At 32.2% G+C, this 25,815-nt stretch carries 27 protein-coding genes; 20 read left to right on the forward strand and 7 right to left on the reverse strand.

The annotated features are described in order from the left end of the window. Positions 1-73: 73 nt before the first annotated feature. From NHF50_RS06990 to NHF50_RS07000, 3 genes are read right to left on the reverse strand one after another with little or no spacing between them, the layout of a single operon-like run. The gene (locus NHF50_RS06990; RefSeq protein WP_109569032.1) at positions 74-994 is read right to left on the reverse strand and encodes an NAD-dependent epimerase/dehydratase family protein; all 921 of its coding nucleotides are present in this window, start codon (positions 992-994) and stop codon (positions 74-76) included. After that, positions 991-1,920 carry a glycosyltransferase family 2 protein gene (locus NHF50_RS06995; RefSeq protein ID WP_109569033.1) on the reverse strand — a complete coding sequence of 310 codons (930 nt, stop codon included), beginning with the start codon at positions 1,918-1,920 and terminating at the stop codon, positions 991-993. Before NHF50_RS06995 ends, NHF50_RS06990 begins: the two co-directional genes overlap by 4 nt. 41 nt (positions 1,921-1,961) lie before the next feature. After that, positions 1,962-3,458, reverse strand: coding sequence for a glucosyltransferase domain-containing protein (locus NHF50_RS07000; protein WP_109569034.1), 1,497 nt, complete (start codon positions 3,456-3,458; stop codon positions 1,962-1,964). A 119-nt stretch (positions 3,459-3,577) separates the two neighbouring features. Here NHF50_RS07000 and NHF50_RS07005 point away from each other — a divergent pair, with 119 nt between their 5' ends. From NHF50_RS07005 to NHF50_RS07060, 12 genes are all read left to right on the forward strand, one after another. Then, entirely contained in the window at positions 3,578-4,132 is a 555-nt protein-coding gene (locus NHF50_RS07005; RefSeq protein ID WP_109569035.1) for a hypothetical protein, read from the forward strand. A gap of 8 nt (positions 4,133-4,140) precedes the next feature. Further along, positions 4,141-5,280 (forward strand): glycosyltransferase family 4 protein, encoded by a 1,140-nt coding sequence (locus tag NHF50_RS07010; RefSeq protein WP_252775489.1) that lies wholly within the window; start codon positions 4,141-4,143, stop codon positions 5,278-5,280. Positions 5,281-5,302: 22 nt separating this feature from the next. Next, complete coding sequence (locus NHF50_RS07015) at positions 5,303-6,133, forward strand: hypothetical protein (protein WP_252775490.1); 831 nt, start codon at positions 5,303-5,305, stop codon at positions 6,131-6,133. After that, on the forward strand, positions 6,127-7,404 hold the full coding sequence (locus NHF50_RS07020; RefSeq protein WP_252775491.1) for a flippase: 1,278 nt from the start codon (positions 6,127-6,129) through the stop codon (positions 7,402-7,404). Before NHF50_RS07015 ends, NHF50_RS07020 begins: the two co-directional genes overlap by 7 nt. Position 7,405: 1 nt before the next feature. Next, complete coding sequence (locus NHF50_RS07025; protein ID WP_252775492.1) at positions 7,406-8,209, forward strand: glycosyltransferase family 2 protein; 804 nt, start codon at positions 7,406-7,408, stop codon at positions 8,207-8,209. Further along, entirely contained in the window at positions 8,209-9,174 is a 966-nt protein-coding gene (locus tag NHF50_RS07030) for a hypothetical protein (RefSeq protein WP_252775493.1), read from the forward strand. Before NHF50_RS07025 ends, NHF50_RS07030 begins: the two co-directional genes overlap by 1 nt. Positions 9,175-9,445: 271 nt before the next feature. After that, a complete protein-coding gene (locus NHF50_RS07035) occupies positions 9,446-10,561 on the forward strand; it encodes a glycosyltransferase family 1 protein (RefSeq protein WP_252775494.1) in 1,116 nt (371 codons plus the stop codon). Positions 10,562-10,587: 26 nt separating this feature from the next. Then, positions 10,588-11,703 (forward strand): DUF1972 domain-containing protein, encoded by a 1,116-nt coding sequence (locus tag NHF50_RS07040; RefSeq protein ID WP_252775495.1) that lies wholly within the window; start codon positions 10,588-10,590, stop codon positions 11,701-11,703. After that, positions 11,636-12,955 (forward strand): O-antigen ligase family protein, encoded by a 1,320-nt coding sequence (locus NHF50_RS07045; protein ID WP_252775496.1) that lies wholly within the window; start codon positions 11,636-11,638, stop codon positions 12,953-12,955. The genes NHF50_RS07040 and NHF50_RS07045 overlap by 68 nt, the downstream gene beginning before the upstream one ends. Positions 12,956-12,962: 7 nt before the next feature. Continuing rightward, the gene (locus NHF50_RS07050) at positions 12,963-13,946 is read left to right on the forward strand and encodes a UDP-glucuronic acid decarboxylase family protein (protein ID WP_252775497.1); all 984 of its coding nucleotides are present in this window, start codon (positions 12,963-12,965) and stop codon (positions 13,944-13,946) included. A gap of 3 nt (positions 13,947-13,949) precedes the next feature. Beyond that, positions 13,950-15,302, forward strand: a complete 1,353-nt coding sequence (locus tag NHF50_RS07055) for an undecaprenyl-phosphate glucose phosphotransferase (RefSeq protein ID WP_252775498.1) — start codon at positions 13,950-13,952, stop codon at positions 15,300-15,302. Beyond that, on the forward strand, positions 15,302-16,060 hold the full coding sequence (locus tag NHF50_RS07060) for a glycosyltransferase family 2 protein (protein ID WP_252775499.1): 759 nt from the start codon (positions 15,302-15,304) through the stop codon (positions 16,058-16,060). The genes NHF50_RS07055 and NHF50_RS07060 overlap by 1 nt, the downstream gene beginning before the upstream one ends. Before the next feature lie 5 nt (positions 16,061-16,065). Here NHF50_RS07060 and NHF50_RS07065 read toward each other — a convergent pair whose 3' ends face one another. Next, positions 16,066-17,376: a phenylacetate--CoA ligase family protein gene (locus NHF50_RS07065; RefSeq protein ID WP_252775500.1), complete on the reverse strand. Its 1,311-nt coding sequence runs from the start codon at positions 17,374-17,376 to the stop codon at positions 16,066-16,068. 133 nt (positions 17,377-17,509) lie between these two features. On the opposite strand from NHF50_RS07065, the gene purD reads away from it, so the two are divergent. Next, positions 17,510-18,781: a phosphoribosylamine--glycine ligase gene (purD, locus tag NHF50_RS07070; RefSeq protein WP_252775501.1), complete on the forward strand. Its 1,272-nt coding sequence runs from the start codon at positions 17,510-17,512 to the stop codon at positions 18,779-18,781. Between the two features lie 57 nt (positions 18,782-18,838). Here the strand turns inward: purD and NHF50_RS07075 are convergent, their stop codons facing one another. Then, a complete protein-coding gene (locus tag NHF50_RS07075) occupies positions 18,839-19,069 on the reverse strand; it encodes a uracil phosphoribosyltransferase (protein WP_109569045.1) in 231 nt (76 codons plus the stop codon). A 46-nt stretch (positions 19,070-19,115) separates the two neighbouring features. Between NHF50_RS07075 and NHF50_RS07080 the strand changes: the two genes are divergently transcribed. Then, positions 19,116-20,045, forward strand: a complete 930-nt coding sequence (locus tag NHF50_RS07080; protein ID WP_109569046.1) for a hypothetical protein — start codon at positions 19,116-19,118, stop codon at positions 20,043-20,045. Here the strand turns inward: NHF50_RS07080 and upp are convergent. Beyond that, complete coding sequence (upp, locus tag NHF50_RS07085; protein ID WP_109569047.1) at positions 20,040-20,693, reverse strand: uracil phosphoribosyltransferase; 654 nt, start codon at positions 20,691-20,693, stop codon at positions 20,040-20,042. The genes NHF50_RS07080 and upp overlap by 6 nt on opposite strands. Positions 20,694-20,764: 71 nt before the next feature. Here upp and NHF50_RS07090 point away from each other — a divergent pair, with 71 nt between their 5' ends. The 3 genes from NHF50_RS07090 (at position 20,765) to NHF50_RS07100 (ending at position 23,276) form a co-directional block, all read left to right on the forward strand. Next, positions 20,765-21,370 carry a DUF4254 domain-containing protein gene (locus tag NHF50_RS07090; RefSeq protein WP_109569048.1) on the forward strand — a complete coding sequence of 202 codons (606 nt, stop codon included), beginning with the start codon at positions 20,765-20,767 and terminating at the stop codon, positions 21,368-21,370. 149 nt (positions 21,371-21,519) lie between these two features. Continuing rightward, positions 21,520-22,239, forward strand: coding sequence for an NYN domain-containing protein (locus tag NHF50_RS07095; RefSeq protein ID WP_252775502.1), 720 nt, complete (start codon positions 21,520-21,522; stop codon positions 22,237-22,239). Positions 22,240-22,280: 41 nt separating this feature from the next. Then, complete coding sequence (locus tag NHF50_RS07100) at positions 22,281-23,276, forward strand: glycosyltransferase family 9 protein (protein WP_252777314.1); 996 nt, start codon at positions 22,281-22,283, stop codon at positions 23,274-23,276. Between the two features lie 29 nt (positions 23,277-23,305). Here NHF50_RS07100 and NHF50_RS07105 read toward each other — a convergent pair whose 3' ends face one another. After that, positions 23,306-24,358, reverse strand: a complete 1,053-nt coding sequence (locus NHF50_RS07105) for a ferredoxin--NADP reductase (RefSeq protein WP_252775503.1) — start codon at positions 24,356-24,358, stop codon at positions 23,306-23,308. A 186-nt stretch (positions 24,359-24,544) separates the two neighbouring features. On the opposite strand from NHF50_RS07105, the gene NHF50_RS07110 reads away from it, so the two are divergent. The 3 genes from NHF50_RS07110 (at position 24,545) to NHF50_RS07120 (ending at position 25,784) form a co-directional block, all read left to right on the forward strand. Then, positions 24,545-24,880 carry a PadR family transcriptional regulator gene (locus NHF50_RS07110; RefSeq protein WP_109569051.1) on the forward strand — a complete coding sequence of 112 codons (336 nt, stop codon included), beginning with the start codon at positions 24,545-24,547 and terminating at the stop codon, positions 24,878-24,880. Between the two features lies 1 nt (position 24,881). After that, positions 24,882-25,517 carry a hypothetical protein gene (locus NHF50_RS07115; RefSeq protein WP_252775504.1) on the forward strand — a complete coding sequence of 212 codons (636 nt, stop codon included), beginning with the start codon at positions 24,882-24,884 and terminating at the stop codon, positions 25,515-25,517. A gap of 114 nt (positions 25,518-25,631) precedes the next feature. Continuing rightward, positions 25,632-25,784: a hypothetical protein gene (locus tag NHF50_RS07120; RefSeq protein ID WP_252775505.1), complete on the forward strand. Its 153-nt coding sequence runs from the start codon at positions 25,632-25,634 to the stop codon at positions 25,782-25,784. The last annotated feature ends 31 nt before the right edge of the window (positions 25,785-25,815 follow it).

Below are 25,815 nucleotides of genomic sequence, written 5' to 3' on the forward strand. Positions count from 1 at the left end.
AAATAAATTTACTTACCAAGTTTCTATATCAAACTGATTTTTTAATAAAATGTATAAAATAAACGCTATAGAATTAATTAGATTTTTTTAGATATTCATAACAGGATTTTATGCCTTTATGAATCGGAGTGAATTTTTTTTCAGGAAACGAGTTCTTAATTTTAGAGTTATCAATATAGATATTAGGATTATCACTATTCCTGTGGTGAAGGTAGGTTAAGTTATAATCTTCATCAACTATAGAATCTATGACAGTTAATAAGTTATTAATGCTTAGGTTATCATCTGAAGCGAGATTGTAAATATTTGAGGTATCATTTTTTATGTCTAATGAAGTAAGTAGGAAATCAACAACATCTTTGATATAAATATAGTTTCTTACGATATCACCTTTTCCGTAGATATTAATGTCTTTATGATTAATTATATTTTCCAAAAATGTATTAATAATACCTAATCCTTTGCTTGTATCTTGATCTTCACCATAAATATTTGAAATTCTGAAAACATCATAATTTAGATCATTTTTAACTTTATAATAGTTAAGATAAAGCTCCATACTAAGTTTAGTAATGCCATAAGGAGAAAAAGGGTGTTTATCATCAATTTCTTTTAGCTTATCATTTGAACTACCATATATTGTACCTGCGCTTGATGTAAAAACAACTTTTTTAACACCTATCTTACTGGCAAGATCTACTAAATTAAGAAAAGGAATAAGGTTAGATTCTATTTCGAAAATAGGTTTATCCCAACTAGTTGCCGGAATAGTTGTCGAAGCCAAGTAATAAATAATATCAAGATTTTCAATTTTTTGTTTTAAATTTTCCTTGTCTGAAAAATCAATGTTTTCATAAGGTAAATCCAATCCGGTTTTATTCTCAGAAGATCGCCCGAATAGTTTTAGATTTATATTATCAATTTTGGATATTGCTAAAGACAAATGCTTGCCAATAAAACCATTACATCCTATAATCCCGACATTCATCTTCATACATTTATTGTTTCATCAATTACTGTAAAAGGTCTGTTTCTGACTTCATCATAGATTCTTACAATATATTCTCCTATGATCCCTAAACAGACTAATATCAGAGAACTGAAAAAAGAGATAATTATAATTAAAGAAGTATACCCTTTTACAGGAATTAAATTGACAAAGTATTGAAAAAGTATATAACAAGAGAAAAAGAAAGCAAAAACTAAACCTAACGAGCCTAAAATGGTTATTAGTCGAATGGGAACATTAGAAAATGAAAAAATACCGTCTTTAGCTATTTTGAATAATTTTTTAAGTGTATATCCTGATTCACCAGCAACTCTTGCTTGTCTTTCATATTCTACACCAATCTGATTAAAACCTATCCAAGCTCTTATACCCCTTAAAAAAGGGTTCTTTTCTTGTAGTTTTAGCATATTCTCTACGACCCTTTTTTTCATCACACAAAAGTCGCCACTGTCTAATTGTATATCAGTGTTACTGATTTTTTTTAAGATCTTATAAAAAGAAGCGTAACTAAGTTTTTTGATAAAAGATTCTTTTCTTTTCTTTCGTACTCCGTAGGCAACATCATATCCATTATCTAAATAAGTGAAAAAGCTAGGAAGTAAGTTAGGGGGATCTTGCAAATCATCATCAATTATTGCTATGTAATCACCAGAACAGTAAGTAAGACCGGTTTTTACAGCTATTTGATGTCCGAAATTTCGGGATAATTTTATTCCTTTGATGTATTTGAAAATTTTGGCTAATTCAAATATTTTTTTAAAACTGTGATCTTTACTACCATCATCAATTAAAATTAATTCTAAATCCCAGTTATTTTTGTTTTTTTCAATATCAACAGCTTCAACAAGTAAATCAAGAAATTTTTCAGAGTTATATACCGGTACAATAATAGATATCTTTTTACCTTTCATTTTTTGAGAGTTTATTGTTTTTAGTAATCCAATAAATATACTTATTCTACTGATAATTTTGATCCTTTTTCTTTTCCAAGCCTAACGATTACTACATTATCTATTTTTTTAATAGACTCAGGATTAGGCCAAATAGGAATTGACTCAATTGAATCTGCAATTTTTAAAAAGGTTTCTTTGTTATCGATTTCACGATAATATGCAATATCATAAAATTTAATAAAATTAATTATTCTGTTATTGCTTCCTCCGTCCCAACTAAAAAATGAACCTCCGAAAATCTCGGATTTAGGTAATACAAATCGATTATGCTCAGAAGCCGGTAAACTTCCATAAAAATATACATAATCGGTATTGTAGTTAAAAGTAGGGTATTTTGTATATATAAAAGCATCTATTTTTCTGGCTATTTGCTGGTCGTGTTGACAAATTTTATAACTAGATAAGAATAAAAGTGTGATCAAATAAATATTAGCAAGTGAAATAATACTTGCAAAAAGTATGCCTACAGTCTTGTATTTAAAACTTGAAAAGAAATGGATTATTATAAATGCAAAAATAATATTTGTTGCCACATATAATCTTGGTGGATGAGCGCCATTTGTAATAAAAAAGGAAATAAAGAAAGTTAAAACAAAAGAAGCTAAGATTAAGGTAAATCGAATAAAGAAATGCTTTTTTTGATAAATATAAACCCCAATAAGAACTAAACTAATGAGCGATGCAAAGAGAAAAGGTTTGTCCCCATAATAAAAGTCTCCTCTGAAATTATCAACAAGTAAATTATAGAAGTCAATAAATCTATTATAAAAACTGCTTTGATTAGATGATGTATAGCTATCAAGATGACCGATATCGCCCATCGGAGGACAAAATAGTTTTACAGAAATATAATATAAAATACCGGATATAAACATTAAGATCGTAAAAAAACCAACCCTTACAAGATCTTTCTTAAAAGAATAATCTTCTTTGAAAGTATTTTGAAAAAGAGAAATAGTAAAGATTACAACAGGTAAAAACACTAAAGCTTGATAAATAGCAATTACAAAAACAATTAAAATTGCAGAAAGAAGTAAAGCCAGATAAGATTTTATGGATTCAATTTTTAAATGATCCAAAGCCCATAGAAACAAAATGATTGAAAGGGATGAAGCAAAAAAACCTATCGCAACAGCATCTGCTTGCATTGTAAAAACCATTTGATAAGCCATTTGTGGAAATGATAAAAATAAAGCACAAAATAAATAGCTGTATATATTTTTAAAATTGAAAAGGCGTGAGAGTGCAACAGCTGTAAATGCTAAAAAAAACAGACTAAGCAATAATGTATAATAGGGAGTAATTCCATCAAAAATTCTACATCTTATTAAGTTTGTTCCCCATCTTCCCATTCCCAAGGAATGATCTTTAGGAAAAACTTGCTCATTGTCAATTGTTAAAGTAAAATTTGTTAATGCAAAGCCGTAGCAGAGAACTGCATATAGAAGACTGAAAACAAATAGACTAATGTTTTTTTTTTTGATTTTTAAAGACATAGTTTTTCTTATATCGAGCAAAAATAGTAAAAAAGATATTATTTGTAATTGATTTTAATAGAATAAAAAATTTATAAATAATAGTAAAAAAGAAATATATTTGCTATAAAAAAATAATGATGAAAACGAAAATATTTACTTTTTTAGTTTTGACTTCTTTTATAGTTTTAAGCTGTAAAATTGATAAAGAAAATAAAGAAGAAAACAATAATAGTGTACCTCAAAAAGAAGTACAGAAAGATAGCGAAGTAAAAATAGTAATAGAGGCAATAGTTCCTAAAGATGATGTTTTTCAGATTTATTATACTGAAGACGGGTCTCCAAATTGTACAGAAGAACAATCTGTTAAGGCTGAGATAAAAGGAAGTGAAGAACCTCAAAAAATCACTTTTAATATTCCTGAAGAAGTTGTTATGACTTATTTACGAATTGATCCGGGACAAAATCCTGATCAAGGAATAATGAAATTTTCAAGATTTACTTACGAGTATTTTGGTAAAAAATTCGAAATTATCGGAAGCGATTTTTTTCTTTATTTTTCGCCAACAGAACATTTAAAAATGGATTTTAATTCAGCGACCCTTACACCAACCGGGAAAGGGGAAAATTATGATCCTGTTTTATATGCACAGCCACCTTTTGCACCTGAACTTGAGAAAATTCTTGTGCAGTAACAGTTTGAATGGAAGTAATTTCTATGACTAAAAAAATAAAAATTGCATTTGTTACAGCTTCTGACCCGTTGGATAAAAAATCGTGGTCTGGAATCTACTACCAGATGTATCAAAATTTAAAAAATAATGTGGAAAAAGTGGATTGTATCGGACCAATTCCACTTTTTTTCATTAAAGCAATGGCTGTTACTAACAGATTGACCAAGCTTATTTTTAGAAAAGGTTATAACTATAAGAATTCAATCCTTTTGAGTTATATACATTCAAAATATATTCAATTAAAGCTTAGAGGAAAACATTACGACTATATTTTTGCGCCGGCAGCTTCCACAGAAATTGCTTTTTTAAATACAGATATTCCCATTATTTATTGTTCAGATTCCTCCTTTGGTCAGATGAATGAATATTATGACACCTATTCTAACTTGTTTGAGTTTTCAGTAAAGGAATCTAATATAATTGAACAAAAAGCTATTGAAAAAGCAGCTTATATTACGTATCCTTCCAACTGGGCAAAAAACTATGTAGTCAATCATTATAATTCAAAAGCAAAAATAGCGGTTCTTCCTTTCGGAGCAAATATTGACGAAAGGTATGTTCATTTTGAACCTAAACAGATTTCAAAATACGAAACGGTTAATATTTTGTTCTTAGGAGTCGATTGGTATCGAAAAGGAGGAGATTTGGTATATGACACTTTTTTAAGGTTACTTGAGGCAGAATATGATATTCACCTGACGGTTTGCGGATGTATTCCGCCTGTTAAGCACGATAAAATGAAAGTCATTCCTTTTTTAAACAAAAACAAAGAGTCTGATTTAAAAGAATTGGCTGCCATTTTTAAAAATAGCCATTTTTTATTTTTACCCAGTAAAGCAGAATGTTTCGGCATTGTTTTTTGTGAGGCCAGTGCTTATGGCGTTCCGAGTATTTCAAGAAATACAGGAGGGATAAGTAATGCTATAGCAAACGGAGTAAATGGATTTTGTGTAAACCCTGAGGCTACTGCTGAAGTGTATTTTGAATTGCTTCAAAAGTACATTGAACAACCTGAGCTTTATAATGAATTGAGTAATTCTTCAAGAAAATTGTATATTGAGAAATTAAATTGGAACGTTTGGGCAAATGATTTATTAAATTTGCTGTAAATAAAAATTAGCTATTCTCTGAATGAAGAATTCTACTAAACTAAATATTATATTTAGAACATGCGATAAAGTTAATGCGGTTCATGGTTCTCCCAGACCATTTGACTTAGATAAAAAAGAGTTAATAAAGATTTGTTTTTTGAGTTTAGTAGACTCTTTAAAAGCTATTGAACACAGTATATTTATTGTTGCAGATGACCTTTCAGAAGAAATGATCCGTTTCTTTGAAGCTTTTAAAGTTGAAATGATCCATGGTAAATACGGTAACGATAATTCCTTGCGAGAATGCTTCAGATTAGCAGCATCACTACCTGATGATGAGTTTGTGTATTTCTGCGAAGATGATTATTTACACACTTCTGATTGTTTTTCAGAAATAGTTACTTTAATAGAGGAATATCGTACAATTTATCCCGGAGATATAAAAGTTAAACAATTATTGCGTAAGAGAGAGCTGTTGTTGTTTCGTATGAAACGTTACTTTAAAAAACCTGAATTTTTAGTTTTCCCTTGCGATTATCCCGATAGATATGCTCCTTTTTATATGGAGAAAAGTTTTATTTTTAAAACGAAGACCTTGCATTGGAGGCAGATAAGAGATATAACCTTTACTTTTTTAGTCAAGACGAATACCTTTAAAAAACATAGAAAGGTTTTTGAAAGGTCAGCAAATAGAGCAAATGACAGATTTTTGAGTCGAAAATTATTAGGCAACAAATTTTTCTATTCAAAATTGCTAGGATTGTCGCCTTTGCCTTCTTTATCTTGTCACATGCACAGAGAAACAATGTCTTATGTTGTTGACTGGGAAAAGGTTGTGAAAGATTACCGGGAAAAATTAAAAAAATGGTAGAAAGCGATAAAATAGCAGAGCTTTTAAAAAAGATCCTTTTCAGAAAAGGAGGTAGTACCTTTATTTTTAAGTTATTGGGAATGGTTTTGAATTTTTCAGTGACTTTAGTTATTACAAATCTTTTTGGTAGTTCGTCTTATGGGTTATTTGCTCTGGCACTAACTATTTTACAGCTAATAGTAATGTTTTTTTCGTTAGGTATTCCTGCTGCTTTTATTGCTTTTACCGGAGGGTTTAATTCTGAAGAACAAAACAAAGGGTTACTGATAAAATCGTATAAGATTTCCTTTTTTATAGCCGTCATCCCTCTTGTATTACTTTTTCTTTTTTCAAAAGAGATTGCATTTTTTTATGATAAACCAGACTTAACAAATTTTTTAAAAGTTGTTTTCGCCTCTTTAATTTTTTTTGTTTTCCACGAAATTAACGTCAACTACTTTTTATCTGTAAAGAAATTTTTAGTTTACGGATTATTGTATTTTATCTTTCCCAATTTGTTTTTTTTACTTTTTATTATAGCGTTTAAAGCTATGGGGTTAGAAAGTTTTACAACAATTTTGGCCTATGCTTTGTCAGTTCTGCTTACCGTGTTAATAGGGGTATCAATTATTTTCAAAAACGGAAGCTACAAAAAGGTTGATCTGAAAAGCTTTGAGATCCTCAGAAAATCGGTTCCGATGATGATCAGTGGTTTTTTTCTGGTTCTTTTGAATTGGACAGATGTGCTGATGTTAGGAAAATTTGAAACAGAAGAAAATATCGGAATTTATAATGCGGCCTTTAAATTAGGGTACTTAACCCTTTTTGTTGTAAATACAGTTGGAGTTATTATTTTGTCGGATGTTTCAGAAAAATATCATTTAAAAGATATTATTGGATTGAAAAGAACAATCAATAAAGCGACCCAATTAACCATAGTGTTAACTATGCCTATAGCATTACTTTTAATTTTTCTCGGTTCTTTTTTTCTGAATTTTTTTGGAGAGGAGTTTGTACAAGGAAAATTAGCTCTTGCTTTGATAACATTAGGCGCCTTGTTTAATGCTATGACGGGAAATGTAGACCAAATTTTAAACATGACGGATAATGAAATTACCGTTAGAAATATTATGTTTATAGGGTTTTTGGTAAATGTGGTTTTAAATTTTCTTTTAATTCCTTTATATGGATATGAAGGGGCTGCCTTTTCAAGTTTATTAGTAAATGTTATTGTAAATGGTATCTTTGTTATTGTGATAAAAAAGAAATTAGGCTTTTTTACCTTTATGTAATATGAGTGTAGAATTATCGGTTATTCTGGTTAATTATAATGGAATACAATATCTGGATGCTTGTTTAAAAAGTATTCAGCAACATTTATTAGAAATTGACTATGAAATTATTTTGATCGATAATAATTCACAAGATGAGAGTTGTACATTTATAAAAGAAAATTATCCGACGATTTGTTTAATAGAATCGAGATCCAATAACGGATTCGGAAAAGGAAATAATCTTGCCGTTCAACAAGCAAAAGGGGAGTACGTACTACTTTTAAATATAGATACTGTTCTACAGGACAATTTAAAACCGGCATTAGATTATGTAAAAACTCATAAAACAGTAGGAGCATTAGGAATTAACATGTTGAATGGTAATAAGGAATATTTACAAGCGGTCGGACAATTCCCGAATCTTACCAATCTTTTTTGGATGAAGAGGGCATTTCAATTTGATGACGATTTTATTTCAGGTGATTTTTCAAAAGAAATTTATGAAGTTGACTGGCTTACAGGATCCTTTATCTTAATGTCTAAAAGGATTTATGATGAAATTAAAGGCTTTGACGAAGATTACTTTCTGTATGTAGAAGATGTGGATTTTTGTAAACGAATCGCTGATTTAGGATATAAAAGAGTTTTTTATTCAAAACAAAAATATATTCATTATGTCGGATTTAACAAAAAGAAAAATCCCATGTTGATTAAAGGTTACAGGCTCTATATAAAAAAGCATTTTAAAGGTTTTTATAAGTATCTTTGCTTAGGTGTTTTAAAAATAAACCAATCAGTAAAAATGATTAAAGGCCTGTTTTGATGAAAATTAAAGTTGCTACCTTATATTCCGCACTATTTTCTATTATTTTACTAGCACAATTGTATATTCCTTCTTTTAAAGTGAATATGCTGTTACAGTTGATAATCCTGGCTTTTTTTATTTTTTCAGATGATGCGAGCATATCAATCCGGTTCTTAAAAAGGATTATACCGCTATTTATACTTTTTAGTATTCCTTTCTTTGTGATGTTTTTTTATAACTATCAAACTGGGAATATTATTAAAGATATTTCTTACTTCATTAAGCCGGTTGTTGGGATAACGCTGGGTTATATGTTCTTCAAAAAAATTAATAATTTTCAAATTTTTTTAAAAGCAATTATTCTGAGTGGACTCATATCTGCTAGTATGCATTTTGTGCTTTTGCTTTTCTTTACAAATGTTTTGTCCGGAAGTGTCTCCCAAATTCGTGAATTCGGAAAAGATAATTTTCTTGAGCTTTTTGCATTATTGCTTTTATGGTTTTCAGATGCTTTTTCTCAACTTCCTTTATTCAGTAAGAAAAGAAAGAGACAGATCTTAATTTTGCTATTAATATCATGTTTTTTTTATTTATCCAGAACGATGTTTGTTGTAGGTATAATGATGGTTTTGGCCGTTAAAGGTTATACCATAATTACAGCGAGAACATTAAAAATAATGGCCTCATTAGTATTGGGTATACTTATACTGTATGGATATTTATTTTCTGTGAAAATTAACAGAAATGCAACGGGTATTGATGGCTTTTTGTATAAATTAAAAATTGCACCGGGCGAAATATTTATTACTAAAATAGATCGGGAAAACCACAAGGATTTATGGGATCACTGGAGAGCTTATGAAGCATCAAGAGCAATTGCATTGATGGATGACAATCCGTCAAGTTATTTTTTAGGTACAGGGTATGGTTCACAAATTAATTTAAGGTTTCACTCCCCTTTAGGAGGTACAAAAAAGGACTAAAATTTATCTCAGAGATTCATAATGGTTATGTATTTGTTTTCTATAAAACAGGCTTAATAGGGATCATCGCTTATTTATTTTTCCTCATAGGACTTTATAAAACGAATTACTATCAAAAAGATTATTCCTCACATCTGATTTCAGCAATAGGCTTGTTCTATTTGTTCTCTTCACTGACCATTACCGGTATTTTCAATAAAAGAGATGTTTTAATACTGATTTTAGGAGCCTTGTTGTTTTTTAATTATGAAAAGAAAAAAGAATTGTCCCGATGAACAACGAGCGTAGATTGAGAATAATGGTTGATTGTCACAAGTTTGATGAAGATTATCAAGGCATAACTACCTATATTGAAGGCTTATATAAAAAGTTGGTCGAGCAGGAAGCTATTGTTTTTTATTTTGCGGCAAGAAATATTAATAAACTAAAAGAAACATTCGGAGAGAAAGAGAATATAAAATATATCAAACTGAACTATAGGAATAAATGGCTGAGGTTATTAATCGATTTTCCCAGAATAATAACTTTACATAAAATTGATTTTGCTCATTTCCAATATATTGTTCCACCATTCAAATTCTGTAAATATATTAATACAATTCATGACGTGTTGTTCTTGGATTATCCTGTATTCTTTAATCGGAAATATATTTTAAAGAATAAATTTTTATTTAAAGCTTCATCAAAACTATCAGATGTGGTCCTGACAGTTTCTAATTATTCAAAGGAGAGGATTATCTCAAATTTTAAATTGAATAAGCCTGTATTTGTTACACCTAATGCTGTTAATGAAGTATATTATCAGAAATATAATAAAGAGGAGATACAGACTAATCTTAATAAAAAATATAATTTACAAAAATATTTTCTACTCGTTAGCAGAATAGAACCCAGAAAGAACCATTTATTACTTTTAAAAACCTTTGTTGAAAAGGCATATTATAAAGATTATGATTTAGTCTTTGTGGGGAAAAAAGATTTAGATTATAAAGAGTTAGAGGTTTTTTTATCAAACCAGACAAAAGAGGTTAAAGAAAAAATATATTTTTTTAACCATGTAAATAATACAGAATTATTAGATCTGATAAGAGGGGCTGAACTGTCTGTATACCCTTCCTTGGCAGAAGGTTTTGGGATTCCGCCTCTGGAAACATTAGCAGCAAATATTCCTACTGTTTGTTCAAATACTACAGCAATGAAAGATTTTTCCTTTCTAAAAGAGTATCAGTTTAATCCGGAAGATTCAAATGATCTGGCAGGAAAAATAGATTTTGCATTGCACAATAAAGGGATATTGCCGTTAATAAAAGAAATGAAAACCAAGTATAATTGGGAAACCAGTGCAAATAAATATTTAGAAGCCATTAGGTTTAAGAATCCAAATTAGTATTTTTGTTTTTCATTAGATAAGAGATGAAAATAGGAATACTCGGTACCAGAGGAATACCCAATTATTACGGTGGTTTTGAACAATTTGCAGAATATTTTGCAACCTATGCAGCAAGTCAGGATCATGAAGTTTATGTATACAACTCGCACAAGCACCCCTATAAAAAAACATCTTTTAAAGGGGTTTCAATAATTCACTGCTATGATCCCGAATATGTTATAGGTACAGCCGGACAATATATTTATGATCTGAATTGTATTCTGGATTCCCGGAAAAGAGATTTTGATATCATTCTTCAGTTAGGGTATACCAGTAGTTCTGTTTGGTTTGGTTTACATCCAAAAAGAGCAATTGTAGTGACTAATATGGATGGTTTAGAATGGAAACGAACCAAATACTCTAAACCGATTCAGAAGCTATTGCTTTGGGCAGAAAAGCAGGCTGCACAAAAAAGCGACGCACTAATTGCAGATTCGCTCGGAATTCAAAGTTACCTCAAACAAAAATATAATCTCAAAAGTCATTATATTGCTTATGGAGCTTATAACTTTAATGACCCGAATCAGGAAGTGCTAAGCTTGTTTAAGGTTGAGCCATATAAATATAATATGATTATGGCACGATTTGAGCCGGAAAATAACATTGAAATGGTTTTAGACGGAGTAATGGCAAGCGAGGTAACAACTCCTATCTTGGTCTTCGGAAATCACGATACAAAATTCGGAACCTATTTGAAGAATAAATTCAGATCGGTTGAAAAGATAAGGTTTGTCGGGGCGATATACGATATTAAGATATTAAACAATCTTCGTTATTTCTCTAATTTATATTTTCACGGTCATACAGTAGGAGGTACGAATCCTTCTTTACTTGAGGCTATGGCTTCACAGGCTTTAATAGCGGCTCATAATAATGAATTTAACAGAGGAGTTTTACAGGAAAATGCCTTTTACTTTACAAATTCGGAAGAAGTTAAAAATATCTTAAATACAGTCAAAAAAAGTGATAACTTGCAACAAGTTCAGAACAACTTTGAAAGAATCAGAAAAAATTTTAATTGGAACACTATAAATGACCAATATTTACAGTTTTTTGAAGAATGTATGGCAAGATTTGATAGAAACACAAAAGGAAAATAATTTCTTTATTCCTTTTTTGCTTTTATTGGCAACTATTGTTCTTCCGCTGGGAATAAATAATATTACTTTAGGGATTTTGTTTCTGTTTCTTCTTCTGAATAGAAAAAAAGTAACGTTTAAAAGATCCTTTTTTCTGGCAATACCTATTCTTTTGTTCATTTGGATGGCTTTGTCATATTTCTGGGCCATTGATAAAGAAAGAACACTTAAAGCGATTCCTAAAGAGATCACATTGCTTTTGATCCCTTTTCTTTTTTCCTTTATTCCGGTTTTTAATCAAAAAACCAAAGAGAAAATACTTAAATACTATAGTTTTTCTATTGTTACCTTCACTTTAGTATTTATGATGCGGGCACTGATACGATATGCGATAACAGGTGATAGCAATGCTTTTTTTTACCATGGCGAATATCATGATGACTATGGGTTAGTCCCTAAATTATTAAATGCTATTCATGTTTCCGTTTATGTAGCAGTGGCATTTTTTTACTTCCTTACTAAAGAAGTAAAATCTAAAGCAGACTATTCTATAGTACTTTTTCTTTTTCTCTTTATTTTACTGTTATCGTCAAAGAATATTATTGTTGTTTTTCTCTTACTGACGTTTTTTTATACTTCTTTTTATTCTAAAACAGTTCACAGAGTCCGTTTGCGCAATATAGCTATAATGGTGTTTGCAATTGGGTTTATTCTTACTTTTAGTAGAATTAAAGAACGTTTTTTAGTTGAAATTCAATCAAATACAGAAAGAGGAGTGCGTAACGACATGACTACCATTCATACAGAGCAAGTTCATGTTGTGAGCATTTATGAAGCATGGAACAATGAAAAATTTTCTCATGGAGATTTTTTCCCGGGAGCTGCTTTCAGAGTATATCAGGCCAGAATGTTTTTTGAGTTTTTACAGGAAGAACCTATTTTCTGGAAAGGGTTCGGATTAAATGCTTCTCTGAAAAAATTATTGGATAAAGAAAAGCAGTATGATCTTTACCCAGGTTATGGAACGCTCAATTTTCATAATCAGTACATACAGAATTTTGCCGAGTTAGGAGTAATAGGATTTATTCTTTTAATAGTTATGTTGGGCGTATTACTTTACAAAGCTTTACAGGTTAAAGATTTTATGCATATTGCTTTTACAATTCTGATGATAAGCTTATTTTTGACAGAATCATTTTTATGGAGGCAGAGAGGAGTAGTTTTTTTTACCGCTTTCTATTCTTTTTTCGCCGTTTCAAATAGTAGAAATTAATAAAGAAATGAAAAGAATATTAATTACAGGAGCAGCAGGATTCCTAGGTTCTCATTTGTGTGATCGTTTTATGGCAGAAGGATATTATGTTATAGGGATGGATAATCTGATTACAGGGGATCTAAAAAATATTGAACACCTGTTCAAAGAAAAGAACTTTGAGTTCTATCATCACGATATCACTAAGTTTGTACATGTTCCGGGAAAACTGGATTATATTTTACATTTTGCTTCTCCGGCGAGTCCTATAGATTATTTAAAAATCCCCATCCAGACCTTAAAGGTAGGTGCCATGGGAACACACAATTTATTAGGATTGGCTCGTGTAAAAAAAGCACGGATTTTAATTGCTTCAACGTCTGAAGTATACGGAGATCCGTTGGTACATCCGCAAACTGAGGAATACTACGGAAATGTTAATACGATAGGACCTCGCGGGGTATATGATGAAGCCAAACGTTATCAGGAAGCCATTACAATGGCCTATCATACATTTCACGGACTAGAGACCAGAATTGTACGTATTTTTAATACCTACGGTCCGAGAATGCGATTGAACGACGGACGAGTAATTCCGGCATTTATAGGCCAGGCCTTGAGAGGAGAAGACCTAACTGTTTTCGGAGACGGGGGGCAAACGCGTTCGTTCTGTTATGTAGACGACCAAGTAGAAGGAATTTTTCGTCTGTTGCATTCTGATTATCATTTACCGGTTAATATCGGAAATCCAGATGAGATCACTATCAAGGATTTTGCCGAAGAAATTATTAAATTAACAGGAACAACCCAAAAAATAATTTACAAACCATTACCGGCTAATGATCCGTTACAACGCCAGCCCGATATTACTAAAGCAAAAGAATTGTTAGGCTGGGAACCTAAAATAGGAAGAGCAGAAGGAATGAAAGTTACGTATGAGTATTTTAAAGCACTTTCTCCTGAGGAATTAGCCAAAGAAGAGCATAAAGATTTTACCAATTTTATTCATTAAAAATTGTCATCAAGAACAGGTAGATATTCAGGCTATATAAGGCCATTTTCTTATGGAATTGATTTATTGATAATCAACTTCCTGAGCTATTATTTTTTACCTGAACCGCTAAATATCTTTAGCTATCACCTGTTCATATCAATTGCCTGGATACTGATTGCCTGGAATGTAGCTTTTTATGAAGTTTTTCGATTCACAACTGAGTTCCAGATCTTAGGTAAGATCGTAAAACAATATGTTTTATTCCTCATATTCAATTTTGCCTACTTAGGATACTTTTACAAGTTTTCCGAACCTTCTCAAATGATAAAATTTATTTCGTTATCATTAGTTTTGGTTACAGTAGAAAAGTTTTCAGTGTATTACTTTTTAAGGCGTTTCAGGGTTACTTTCGGAGGGAATTTCAGAAGAGTCATTATTGTAGGAAACGGTAAACAAGTAGATCAGCTGATCCATTTTTTTAACGACAATCCCGATTACGGATATAAGCTCATACATGTTTTTGATACTAAAGAGCTAAAGAAGAACAATTTTAAATCATGTTTCGAATATGTAACAGAAAATAAAATCGATGAAATCTATTGTTCCCTGAATAGTTTGACCAACAATGAACTAAACCGTTTCGTTAATTTTACAGATAATAATCTTAAAAAGTTAAAACTTTTACCCGACAGTAAAAATGTCTTATCCCGTAATTTGATTTTAGACTATTATGGGTATATACCTATAGTTTCATTGCGAAATATACCTTTGGACAAAAGAACCAGTCAAATAATTAAAAGAACATTTGACATTGTTTTTTCATTGTTTGTCATTATCGGAGTTCTATCCTGGTTGACACCTGTTTTGGCTATTTGGATTAAATTGGAGTCAAAAGGACCGGTGTTTTTTAAACAAAAAAGAAATGGTTTAAATTATGAAGAGTTCTATTGTTATAAATTTCGTTCCATGCGTTTGAACCCGATCGCTGATTTGGAACAGGTACAAAAGAACGACCCCAGAATTACCAGAATAGGTGCTTTTATGAGAAAGACCAGTATTGACGAGTTGCCCCAGTTCTTTAATGTGTTGTTAGGAGATATGTCAGTTGTCGGTCCGAGGCCTCACATGGTAAGCCACACTGAAATGTATGCTAAACGAGTAGATAAGTTTATGGTTCGTCATTTCATTAAACCGGGAATTACAGGTTTAGCCCAGACGAATGGTTATCGGGGAGAAGTAGAAAATGAAAAGGATATTATCAACAGGGTAAAATACGATATCTTTTATTTAGAGAACTGGTCTATTTTGTTGGATATTAAGATCATTATAATGACCATCGCAAATGCTGTGAGAGGAGAAGAAAAAGCATACTAATGAAATTAGTCTCTGTTATAACACCCACATTTAATGCAGAAAAATTTGTTGCAGAAACCATTCAGTCGGTTTTAAAACAAACACATACTCATTGGGAATTAATTCTGGTAGACGATGTTTCAACGGATCATACGGTTTCCGTCCTCCGGTCTTTTGCTAAGCAGGATACGCGTATAAAAGTTTTCCAATTGGCTGAAAATTCAGGACCGGGTGTAGCTCGTAACTTTGCTATTCAACAAGCTCAGGGAAATTATATCGCTTTTTTAGATGCAGATGATTTATGGAAACCGGAAAAACTGGAGAAACAACTTCAATTTATGGAGGAAGAACATCTTCCGATGACATTTTCTTTCTATGAACAGATAGATGAAGAAGGAAATAGCCTGCAAAAAGAAATTACAGCACCTTTAGAGGTTACCTATTCTAAATTATTTTATTGCAACTGGATTGGTAACTTAACAGGTATCTATTCTGTTGATTTTTTCGGTAAAATTCCGATAGCAAGCATCAAAAAACGCCAGGATTGGATCTTATGGCTTATATTGGTTAAAAAAATTGGTAAGGTAAAACCGGTTCCGGAAAGTTTAGCTTATTATCGTGTGCGAAAAGATTCTGTTTCGTCATCCAAAGTAAAATTGATTAAGTACAATTATACCATTTATAAAGATTTTCATGGCAATAATCCGTTGAAAGCAGCTTTCAATACAGGTTTGTTTTTGATTCACCAATTGTTGGTCAAGCCCCGTTTCACAAAGTAATCTGGTTATAGTTCCGTTTGAAATTGTTTTAGCTTTCCTCTGGCTGTTCGTTTTAAAACCTCTTTTCTGTTGTAGGTAAAATGCAATCCGGGTTCTAAATACTTGGCAATAGCTTTTTCAATTTCTGTAATTTGATTCAAAGTCAATTCGTTTTCGCTTACATAATCAATCTCAAAGGAATCTAAGGTCTTCTGGCGGACAATAAATTCTTTTACATTCCCGTCGTCTTCAATGATGCTTTTGGTTACATAGTAAAAGGTTAGTCCGGGCGATTTTTTGCCACTTGGCAACAAAGCAATGTCACTGGTTCTACCGATTAGTTTTTTTAAAATAGGTTTTTTAGCAGTGCTTTTTTCATCCAGAATCCCCATATCGCCTATTTCATAACGAATGAAAGGATGGGCTTTATTGTCTAAAGAGGTAATCACTACTTTTCCTTCCGTGCCGTATGGAACAGGTTGATTGTTTTCGTCTAAAATTTCCACGAATAAGGTTTCACTGTTTACTTGCCATTCGCCTTGCGGATTTTGAAAAGCAATCAAATCCAATTCCGAAGCGCCATATTCGTTTACAATAGGAACTCCTAAATACGTTTCTAACAACTTTTTGTCTTCTTCAAATAACATTTCCGAAGTCACCATGCAGACTTTTAAAGTCGGACAAACTTCGGTTAAAATGATGTTGCGCTGTTGTAAAAATTTGGCAAACAATACAATCGAACTGGTGTAACCGTTGATGTAGTCAAATTTTTTAGTTTTAAAATGTTCTAAAACACCTTCCAAAACCTTGTCTGATAAATCAAAAATAGGAAATCGGTAACGGTGACTTAAAAAATCTTTAAATCGTTCTTTGTAATAACCTGTTTTATCTAAAGGAATACCATAGAACCGTGCTTGATATGACGAATTAAAATCAATGCCAAACCAACCAAAGCGATACATATTGGAAGCCCAGGTTAAAGCATGAGCATGTTTATCCTTGGCAAAAACAAATGGGTCGCCACTTGAACCGGAAGTTTTATTCACAAAAACGGTCTTTTCGGTATACCCCTCAGAAAGTCTTTCAACTAAAGGCTTTTGAAGATGTTTTTTAGCTAAAACGGGTAAATGATTCCAGGAAGTAAAGGTTTCGTTGCCTGCTAAATTGCGGTAAAAAGTATTGTGCTTCAAATGAAAATCGACAATAGCTTGTTTTCGTTTTTCAATAAATTCTGGGTAATCATCTGCTGAAACTGCTGTAAATGAAGCAAATTCTTCTTGTGCTTTGGCAATAGGAAAGCCGTTTAATTTTAAGCTTAGATCAAATAGTTTCAGCATTGCTTTGGGTTTACCCAAAAGTATAAAAATTATGGTAAAAAATTTCTTTTCTCTTTCTTCTTTAGAAAATGTATTTTTGCAGAGAATTAACAACACTATCTGAACGATTCAGATTAAAAAACAACACAACACGATGAATATTCTTCTTTTAGGTTCGGGCGGTCGCGAGCACGCATTGGCTTGGAAAATGTTACAGAGCAATAAATGTAGCCAACTTTTTGTTGCTCCCGGAAATGCCGGAACAGCCCTGATTGCTAAAAATATAGCTATTAATCCAAATGATTTTGAAGCAGTAAAACAACTGGTTTTAGCAGAAAAAATAGAAATGGTAGTAGTAGGACCGGAGGATCCGCTAGTTAACGGAGTATATGATTTTTTTAAAAATGATGCAGATCTGGTTTCTGTTCCGGTGATCGGCCCGTCAAAATACGCTGCACAATTAGAAGGAAGTAAGGAGTTTGCTAAAGAGTTTTTAGTAAGACACAATATCCCGACGGCTCGTTATGAAAGCTTTACAGCAGAAACCGTTGAAAAAGGTTATGTATTTTTAGAAACATTGAATGCCCCTTATGTGTTAAAAGCAGATGGTCTGGCTGCCGGAAAAGGAGTTTTGATTCTAAATGATTTAGCTGAAGCTAAGGAAGAATTAAAGAACATGTTGGTCGATGCTAAATTTGGCTCTGCCAGTGCTAAAGTAGTTATCGAAGAATTTTTAAGTGGGATCGAATTGAGCTGCTTTGTCTTAACAGATGGACAATCGTATAAGATTTTACCAACAGCAAAGGATTACAAACGAATAGGGGAAGGCGATACCGGATTGAATACGGGAGGTATGGGAGCTGTTTCTCCGGTTCCGTTTGCAACGCCTGAATTTTTAGCTAAAATTGAGGATAGAATTGTAAAACCAACAGTTGCCGGTTTGCAGAAAGACAACATGGATTATAAAGGCTTTGTTTTTATAGGTTTAATTAAAGTTGGTGATGATCCTTTTGTAATTGAATATAATGTTCGAATGGGTGACCCGGAAACGGAAGTAGTAATGCCTCGTTTGAAAAGTGATCTGGTTGAGATCTTTGAAGCAATTTCCAGACAGGAATTAGATAAAATTTCATTAGAAATTGATGAAAGAGCAGCAACAACAATAATGATGGTGTCAGGAGGTTATCCGGAAGACTATGAAAAAGGAAAAACAATTACAGGCATTGAAAAGGTAGCCAACTCAATTGTGTTTCATGCCGGAACAACTTTAAAAGAGGGTGAAGTTGTTACAAACGGAGGTCGTGTTTTAGCCATTACTTCTTATGGGCAAACCTATGAAGAAGCTATAGCACAATCTTACCGCAGCATAGATGCAATAGCTTTTGATAAAATGTATTTTAGAAAAGACATTGGTTTTGATTTATAAGAGTAAAACCAAAGACAATAAAAAAAGTCCCGAAATTTTTATTCGGGACTTTTTTTATTATTTCAAGAAAGAGTGAGCTGTTGTATCTTGCTCATCTTCACTGTTTGCTTTAAAAATACTTAATTGTTTCATCCAGTAAACGAATGCTACACAACAAATAATCATAAAGATCCAATTAATTGTATTAGCAGTCCACCAGTTTTCTAATTCTAGTGCTCTTAATGCATCATAAGGTTTTAGTAAAAAGTCAACAAACAATGATTGTATAGCCTCAAAAAACGATTTCATCTTTATAATGTATTATATTTACACCACAAAAATATAAAATATCCTGATGATTACAAGTATTTTTAGCAAAACAAGACCATTAAATTATTTATTATTAGGGGTTGTCCTGCTTGTATGTTCTTTTTTATACTTTTTTAGCAACGATCTTTTTACAGAAGGCCTAATTTCAGTAGGGTATTTTACATTGTATTTTTCGGTTATTGTTTTCAGTATCGGTTTAGTTGATTTCATTTCGGTAAAGAACAGTTTAACGAAAGGGAACAACTATGCCATTGCACTATTTCTGATCTTTCTCTTATTTTTTCCGAAGACTTTTCAAAACGGAGAGATCCTGATTTCGAATTTATTTTTATTGCTGGCACTCAGACGCTTAATATCTTTAAAATCATTAATTGCCACAAAAGAGAAAATTTTTGATGCTTCATTTTGGATCTTTTTGGCAACCTTGTTCCATTTTTGGAGTATACTTTATATTGCATTGGTATTTATTGCAATTATTTTGCATGCGTCAGGAGATTATCGCAATTGGATCATCCCTTTTATAGCTTGTTTTACAGTAGGGATCCTGTTCTCTATGGTAAACTTAATGATGGGTAACCAATTACTACCTCATTTATTGAACCAATCGTTCTTTAGCTTCGATTTTACCTATTTTGAAAGTGTTTATCAGAATATTGCACTGGCATTGTTTTCATCAATAGCACTTTTGTTTTTTTTCAACATGATCTTTACGTTACAGGGAAAACCATTGAATATGAAAACATCGTTTAAAAAACTTATTTTTTCATTTCTGTTAGGTGTTGCTATCTATGTGTTTTCGGCAGATAAGAATAACAGTTGTTTGCTCTTTAGTCTGGCACCGCTTTCTATTATGGGAAGTAATTTTTTTGAAGGAATAAAGAACAATATCCTAAAAGAAGTCGTTTTTGATGTGTTGCTCCTTTTAGGAATTGTATTTTTTGTGGTCTCTTTATAGCTTACTGCCGTAAGCTAAATCTCCGGCATCGCCTAATCCCGGAACAATATATTTTTTAGCATTTAAATGATCGTCAAGTGCCGCTACCCATAAATGACAATTTTCGGGTAGGTTTTCCTTTAAAAACTGAATTCCTTCCGGAGCAGCAATGACTACAGCGATATGGATCTCTTTTGGTTTTTGTTCCAGATGCAGTTGATTTAAAACAGCCACTAAGGATTGTCCGGTGGCCAGCATAGGATCTATCAGGATCAGGTTTTTACCTTCAAAAGACGGAGCTGCTTGGTATTCTACTAAAATTTCAAACTTATCATCATTGTCATAATGATGACGATAGGCAGAAACAAAACCGTTTTCAGCATCGTCAAAGAAGTTCATAAAACCTTGATGCAGTGCTAATCCGGCTCTTAAAATGGAACACAAAACCACTGGCTCAGCAATAGTTGTGGTGTGTTTCACGCCTAACGGAGTTTGAACATCAATATTTTTATAATCTAATGTTTTACTCAATTCGTAAGCCATAATTTCGCCAATGCGTTCAATGTTTTTACGGAACCGCATGCTGTCTTTCTGAATGGAAACATCGCGCAATTGCGTTAAAAAATGATTTAAAATACTGTTTTGTTCTGAGATATAATGAATGTGCATAAGTCAAAAGTTATGAAATGTTTTCAAGGATAAAAGTATAAAAACTATATTTGTAAATAAAATTTAAAATCATGTTTGCAGAATTTGCTTTTCCCATTTTTGAACAATCTATTAAAGACTATCATATAATTGACGATGTGTACCAACCGGTTAAGAATCCGTATGAAAAAGGCACTATAGAATATTTATTATATGCTAAAAATTGGGTAGATACAGTACAGTGGCATTATGAAGACATTATTCGTGATCCGCAAATTGATCCGGTGGCAGCATTAGACCTAAAACGCAAGATAGATGCTTCAAACCAGGTTCGTACGGATATGGTAGAATTTATTGACAGCTACTTTCTTCAAAAATACAAGGATGTTCAGGTAAAACCGAATGCTAAAATCAATACGGAAAGTCCGGCTTGGGCCATTGACCGTTTGTCTATTTTGGCTTTAAAGATTTACCACATGAGCGAAGAAGCTAATCGTGAAGAAGCTACAGCAGAGCACCGTGCAAAATGCCAGGAAAAATTGAATGTTCTTTTGGAGCAAAAAAGTGATATGTACACTTCTATTAACGAATTGTTGACAGATATTGAGAACGGAGACAAATACATGAAGGTGTACAAACAAATGAAAATGTATAACGACGAGGAATTGAATCCGGTGTTGTATCAAAATAAGAAATAGAGTTAAAATTTGTCCTATTGATAAAAAAGTTATACATTTGTATAACAATATAACGTCCAATGAGCGGATTTGTCAGCTTTAGATTTTTTTAAATCTAAAGTACTATAGCGGCAAATACTGACTTTGGACTTTTTTTTTATCTGCTTTTTATGATGAAAACAGCAATTTTAATAGATGGAGGTTTTTTTATTCGAAGATATAAATATATCAAAGGATTTGAAACTACTGATACGCCTGAGATAATGGCTAGAAATATTGTTTTGTATTGTTTCAAACATATTCAAAAGATTAATAATTACAGATCACGTTATAATCTCCCTCCAACCGAATTGTACAGAATATTTTATTACGACGCAGAACCTTTTGACGGAGATTCGAAAAATCCAGTTTCTGGAAGATCAATAAGTTTTAAAAACACGGATCTTTATAAGTTTAGACATGCTCTTTTTACTGAATTGAAAAAACAAAGAAAAATTGCACTTCGTTTAGGGTTTTTAAAAAATAGTTCAAGAGAATGGCAAATAAAATCAAAACATACAAAAGCTTTATTAGAAGGTAAAATAAAAGTTTCGGATTTAAAGTTTGATGATGTTGAATTTCCTTTAAATCAAAAAGGAGTTGATATGAAAGTAGGTTTAGATATAGCCACCTTATCATTTAAAGAACAAGTTCAACAAATAATTTTGATTGCTGGAGATAGTGATTTTGTTCCTGTGGCAAAATTTGCAAGAAAAGAAGGAGTTGATTTTATTTTAGATCCAATGATGAATAATATTGATCCCTCTCTTCATGAGCATATAGATGGATTAATGACTATTAAGAATATGCAAAAAAAGGATAATGGATTAATAAATCCAGAAATTTTGTGAAAAATTATCCCAAACACATTTTAGTTATCAGGCTCTCAGCTATGGGTGATGTCGCAATGACGGTTCCCGTGTTGAGAGCTTTTTCTTTGCAATATCCCGAAGTGAAAATCACAGTGGTTTCCCGACCTTTTTTTGCGCCTTTTTTTGACGGAATTTCGAATGTCACTTTTTTCGGTGTTGATGTAAAAGGACGGCATAAAGGTTTTGTAGGGTTATTGCGTTTGTTTTTCGATGTAAAGCAATATCATATTGATGCCGTTGCAGATCTGCACAATGTATTACGTTCAAAAGTGGTACGGACTTTATTTGCACTAAGCGGAAAGAAAGTCGCTGCAACCGATAAAGGCAGAGCCGATAAAAAGGCCCTGACACGTGTTGAGAATAAGGTTTTTGCTCCGATACAATCGATGGTTGAAAGACATGTTGATACCTTTGAAAGATTAGGTTTTTCTATTTCTTTAGAGCATCCGATATTTCCGGATAAAGCGAAACTTTCAACAGAAATTCTTGCAATTACAGGAGAAAAAAAACAAAATTGGATAGGAATTGCACCTTTTGCGCAATATGAAACCAAAGTATATCCGCAGGATCTGATGCAACAAGTGGTGGATGCTTTAGCAAAGGATCAGAAAAATACTATATTCTTTTTTGGAGGCGGCGAAGCTGAGATACAAAAATTGAATCAATTACAAAACCAACATAAAAATGGGGTAGTAGTTGCCGGAAAATTGAAATTTAAACAAGAACTTGATCTGATTTCTAATATGGATGTGATGCTATCTATGGATAGCGGAAATGCTCATATTGCAGCCATGTTTGGTGTAAAAGTGATTACACTTTGGGGTGCTACACATCCATATGCCGGATTTAAGCCTTTTAACCAACCGGATGATTTTTGTCTTACGGCCGATAGAACACAATATCCGTTGTTGCCAACATCAGTTTACGGAAATAAAAAAGTGGAAGGCTATGAAGATGCTATGAGAAGCATTCAACCGGATACTGTAGTAGAAAAAATAAAAAAGGAGCTTAAATAGCTCCTTTTTTATTTTTATGTCTTTTACTTTTATACATCATCATAATCCACTTCTATCTCGCTTGATGTAGGGTGTGCCTGACAGGTTAATGTTAATCCTTGTGCTACTTCTTTATCCGTTAAGATTTCATTTTTCTTCATTTCGGCAGTTCCTTTTTTAATACGGGCAATACAACTGCTACAAACACCACCGCGGCAAGAATAAGGAGCATCTAATCCTTTTTTAACGGCAGCATCTAAAAGCGTTTGACTTTTATCCATTTCAAAAGTAGTTTCCTCATAATCCAGTAAAACAGTAATCTTAGTTTTACCTTCTAAGTTTTCTACTTTTTCATTTCCGCTATCGGAAGTAGTGAATAATTCGTATTTGATACTTTTTTCAGGAATATGATTTTCTTTTAAAACTTCGTTAGCTGTTTTAATCATCTCTTCCGGTCCGCAAAGGAAGAATTTATCAAATGTTTTTTCGCTGTGTTTGTTGCGAATGATGAAGTTGATATTGGGCTTGTCGATGCGACCAAAGTGTTCGCCCGGAATATTAGCCTGACTGTATACATAATGTACAAAGAAACGGCTTAAATATTGTTCTTGTAATTGAGAAATTTCCTCGTGAAAAATAGTTTCTTCAGGGGTTTTGTTTCCGTAAAGTAAAACAAATGAACTGCGTGGTTCTTCTTCTAAAACGGATTTAATGATAGATAAAATAGGCGTAATACCACTTCCTGCAGCAAATGCAGCTAAATTACGTTGCTTATCAACATTCGGTTCAAAGGTAAATTTACCTTCAGGTTGGCTTACTTCTAAAACATTTCCTGCAACCAGTTTTTCATTGGCAAAAGTAGAGAACAGTCCGTTAGGAATGGCTTTTACTGCAATTCGTAATTCACCGCTTTTTGGTGAAGAACAAATAGAATAAGCACGACGGATCTCTTGTCCGTCTAACGTTAATTTTACAGTTACATATTGTCCGGCTACAAAAGTGTAGTGTTCTTTTAATTCGGCAGGAATATTAAAGGAAATAGAAACAGCTTGAGGGGTTTCTCTTTTTACTTCTTTTATGCTGAGTTTATAAAATGACGACATTAAAATATAATTTTTGAATGGCAAAATTAAGGAAACTATTTTTTTATTATATGATAAAAATCAGAAAACTATACCTAAGATCATTATACATAAGTTTTTTATGTATATATTTGTTTTGCATTAGAGATGAAAGTAGCATTTTCCGTAAATATAATAGACAAACGGGATGCCTAAAAAAGAATACAAATGAAAAATTCGCAATTGTACAAAGGGAGTTTGAATACCATCATTATGAAGTTGCTTGAAGAGAACGGCAGAATGTATGGCTATGAGATTACGCAGCGAGTAAAGGAAATTACAAAAGGAGAACTCCATATCACAGAAGGTGCATTGTATCCGGCGTTGCACAAACTGGAGGCAGAAGGTCTGTTGGATGTTGAGGTAGAAAAGGTAGACAACCGACTGCGGAAATATTACAAGCTCACAGAAAAAGGTTCGGAAGAAACAGTAAATCGTCTGGCTGAACTGGAAGAGTTTATTAAGAATATGCAAACTATTGTGAACCCTAAATTGAGTTATTGAGATGAAGTTAACGAAAGAAAACATTGTGCTTGTAGACAACTATTTACAAAATAACGGTGTTGTTTATTACGATATTCGTATGGAGATGGTCGATCATGTGGCAACTGCTGTGGAAGAAAAAATGAAAGCAGAACATGTTGATTTTGAAGAGGCTTTCGAAAATTTTATCTTTAAAAAAGGGAAATTGTTTAAAAAAATAAATTCGGAAGCAACAAAAAGAGCAGGGAATAAGGCAAAGAGAATTTTGCTAAATAGATTTTATTTACCCTCAACAATTTTGGTAGCATTTGGTTCTTTGGCTTTATTGTTCGGGATAAATTTTTTGTGGGACAGTGATTTAAGTTTTGACGTATTTAGTGTTGTCTATATGGTTTTCATTATACGATTGGCTTTGGTTTATCTCTATAAAAACTTTTCCGGGAAATACAGATTTAAAAGAATAGCTGTTGTCGATAAAATGATTGGGTTTTATGGACTGTCAACCTATTTGTTGAATTATGTTTTTAGGGTAGATAAACACATTGATTCTGAATATATCCGAATGGTGTTTTTTGCTTTAATCATTGTATATTCATGGGTTGTATACCAAACAAGCTTAACCCTGGAGAGAGAATATAAACAATACGTAGAACTATGAAACTAACATCGGAACAGATTGATCGCTTGTATCAATTTACATATCAGTATCATGTAGAAAGGTATGATTTGCAAACGGAATTAGTAGATCATTTGGCAAATACATAGAAGCACAATGGAAAGAAAATCAGAAATTGGAATACTAAAGACTCTTTTTTTCAGTGTTTTTATTGTATTGTTTTATCTTTTAGAATATATCATTTTATTTGAAATTCCGTCAAAAGCAGAAATCTATTTAAAAGAAACTTATCCGGAACATTCTTTATAATTAACGTTTCAATTTAGATATTATGAAAGTT

The organism is Flavobacterium sp. NRK F10 (genome assembly GCF_024054235.1).
Taxonomy (GTDB): Bacteria; Bacteroidota; Bacteroidia; order Flavobacteriales; family Flavobacteriaceae; genus Flavobacterium; species Flavobacterium sediminis.

Bases quoted from the DNA above. Each gene is read 5' to 3' on its own strand.
- upp (WP_109569047.1), bottom strand. From the start codon at position 20,693: ATGCACATTCATTATATCTCAGAACAAAACAGTATTTTAAATCATTTT.
- NHF50_RS07090 (WP_109569048.1), top strand. From the start codon at position 20,765: ATGTTTGCAGAATTTGCTTTTCCCATTTTTGAACAATCTATTAAAGAC.
- NHF50_RS07045 (WP_252775496.1), top strand. From the start codon at position 11,636: ATGACCAATATTTACAGTTTTTTGAAGAATGTATGGCAAGATTTGATA.
- NHF50_RS07025 (WP_252775492.1), top strand. From the start codon at position 7,406: ATGAGTGTAGAATTATCGGTTATTCTGGTTAATTATAATGGAATACAA.
- NHF50_RS07100 (WP_252777314.1), top strand. From the start codon at position 22,281: ATGGGTGATGTCGCAATGACGGTTCCCGTGTTGAGAGCTTTTTCTTTG.
- NHF50_RS07105 (WP_252775503.1), bottom strand. From the start codon at position 24,358: ATGTCGTCATTTTATAAACTCAGCATAAAAGAAGTAAAAAGAGAAACC.
- NHF50_RS06990 (WP_109569032.1), bottom strand. From the start codon at position 994: ATGAAGATGAATGTCGGGATTATAGGATGTAATGGTTTTATTGGCAAG.
- NHF50_RS07000 (WP_109569034.1), bottom strand. From the start codon at position 3,458: ATGTCTTTAAAAATCAAAAAAAAAAACATTAGTCTATTTGTTTTCAGT.
- NHF50_RS07030 (WP_252775493.1), top strand. From the start codon at position 8,209: ATGAAAATTAAAGTTGCTACCTTATATTCCGCACTATTTTCTATTATT.
- NHF50_RS07080 (WP_109569046.1), top strand. From the start codon at position 19,116: ATGATTACAAGTATTTTTAGCAAAACAAGACCATTAAATTATTTATTA.
- NHF50_RS07075 (WP_109569045.1), bottom strand. From the start codon at position 19,069: ATGAAATCGTTTTTTGAGGCTATACAATCATTGTTTGTTGACTTTTTA.
- NHF50_RS07010 (WP_252775489.1), top strand. From the start codon at position 4,141: ATGGAAGTAATTTCTATGACTAAAAAAATAAAAATTGCATTTGTTACA.
- NHF50_RS07110 (WP_109569051.1), top strand. From the start codon at position 24,545: ATGAAAAATTCGCAATTGTACAAAGGGAGTTTGAATACCATCATTATG.
- NHF50_RS06995 (WP_109569033.1), bottom strand. From the start codon at position 1,920: ATGAAAGGTAAAAAGATATCTATTATTGTACCGGTATATAACTCTGAA.
- NHF50_RS07095 (WP_252775502.1), top strand. From the start codon at position 21,520: ATGATGAAAACAGCAATTTTAATAGATGGAGGTTTTTTTATTCGAAGA.
- NHF50_RS07050 (WP_252775497.1), top strand. From the start codon at position 12,963: ATGAAAAGAATATTAATTACAGGAGCAGCAGGATTCCTAGGTTCTCAT.
- NHF50_RS07040 (WP_252775495.1), top strand. From the start codon at position 10,588: ATGAAAATAGGAATACTCGGTACCAGAGGAATACCCAATTATTACGGT.
- NHF50_RS07035 (WP_252775494.1), top strand. From the start codon at position 9,446: ATGAACAACGAGCGTAGATTGAGAATAATGGTTGATTGTCACAAGTTT.
- NHF50_RS07115 (WP_252775504.1), top strand. From the start codon at position 24,882: ATGAAGTTAACGAAAGAAAACATTGTGCTTGTAGACAACTATTTACAA.
- NHF50_RS07065 (WP_252775500.1), bottom strand. From the start codon at position 17,376: ATGCTGAAACTATTTGATCTAAGCTTAAAATTAAACGGCTTTCCTATT.
- NHF50_RS07005 (WP_109569035.1), top strand. From the start codon at position 3,578: ATGAAAACGAAAATATTTACTTTTTTAGTTTTGACTTCTTTTATAGTT.
- NHF50_RS07060 (WP_252775499.1), top strand. From the start codon at position 15,302: ATGAAATTAGTCTCTGTTATAACACCCACATTTAATGCAGAAAAATTT.
- NHF50_RS07120 (WP_252775505.1), top strand. From the start codon at position 25,632: ATGGAAAGAAAATCAGAAATTGGAATACTAAAGACTCTTTTTTTCAGT.
- NHF50_RS07020 (WP_252775491.1), top strand. From the start codon at position 6,127: ATGGTAGAAAGCGATAAAATAGCAGAGCTTTTAAAAAAGATCCTTTTC.
- NHF50_RS07015 (WP_252775490.1), top strand. From the start codon at position 5,303: ATGAAGAATTCTACTAAACTAAATATTATATTTAGAACATGCGATAAA.
- purD (WP_252775501.1), top strand. From the start codon at position 17,510: ATGAATATTCTTCTTTTAGGTTCGGGCGGTCGCGAGCACGCATTGGCT.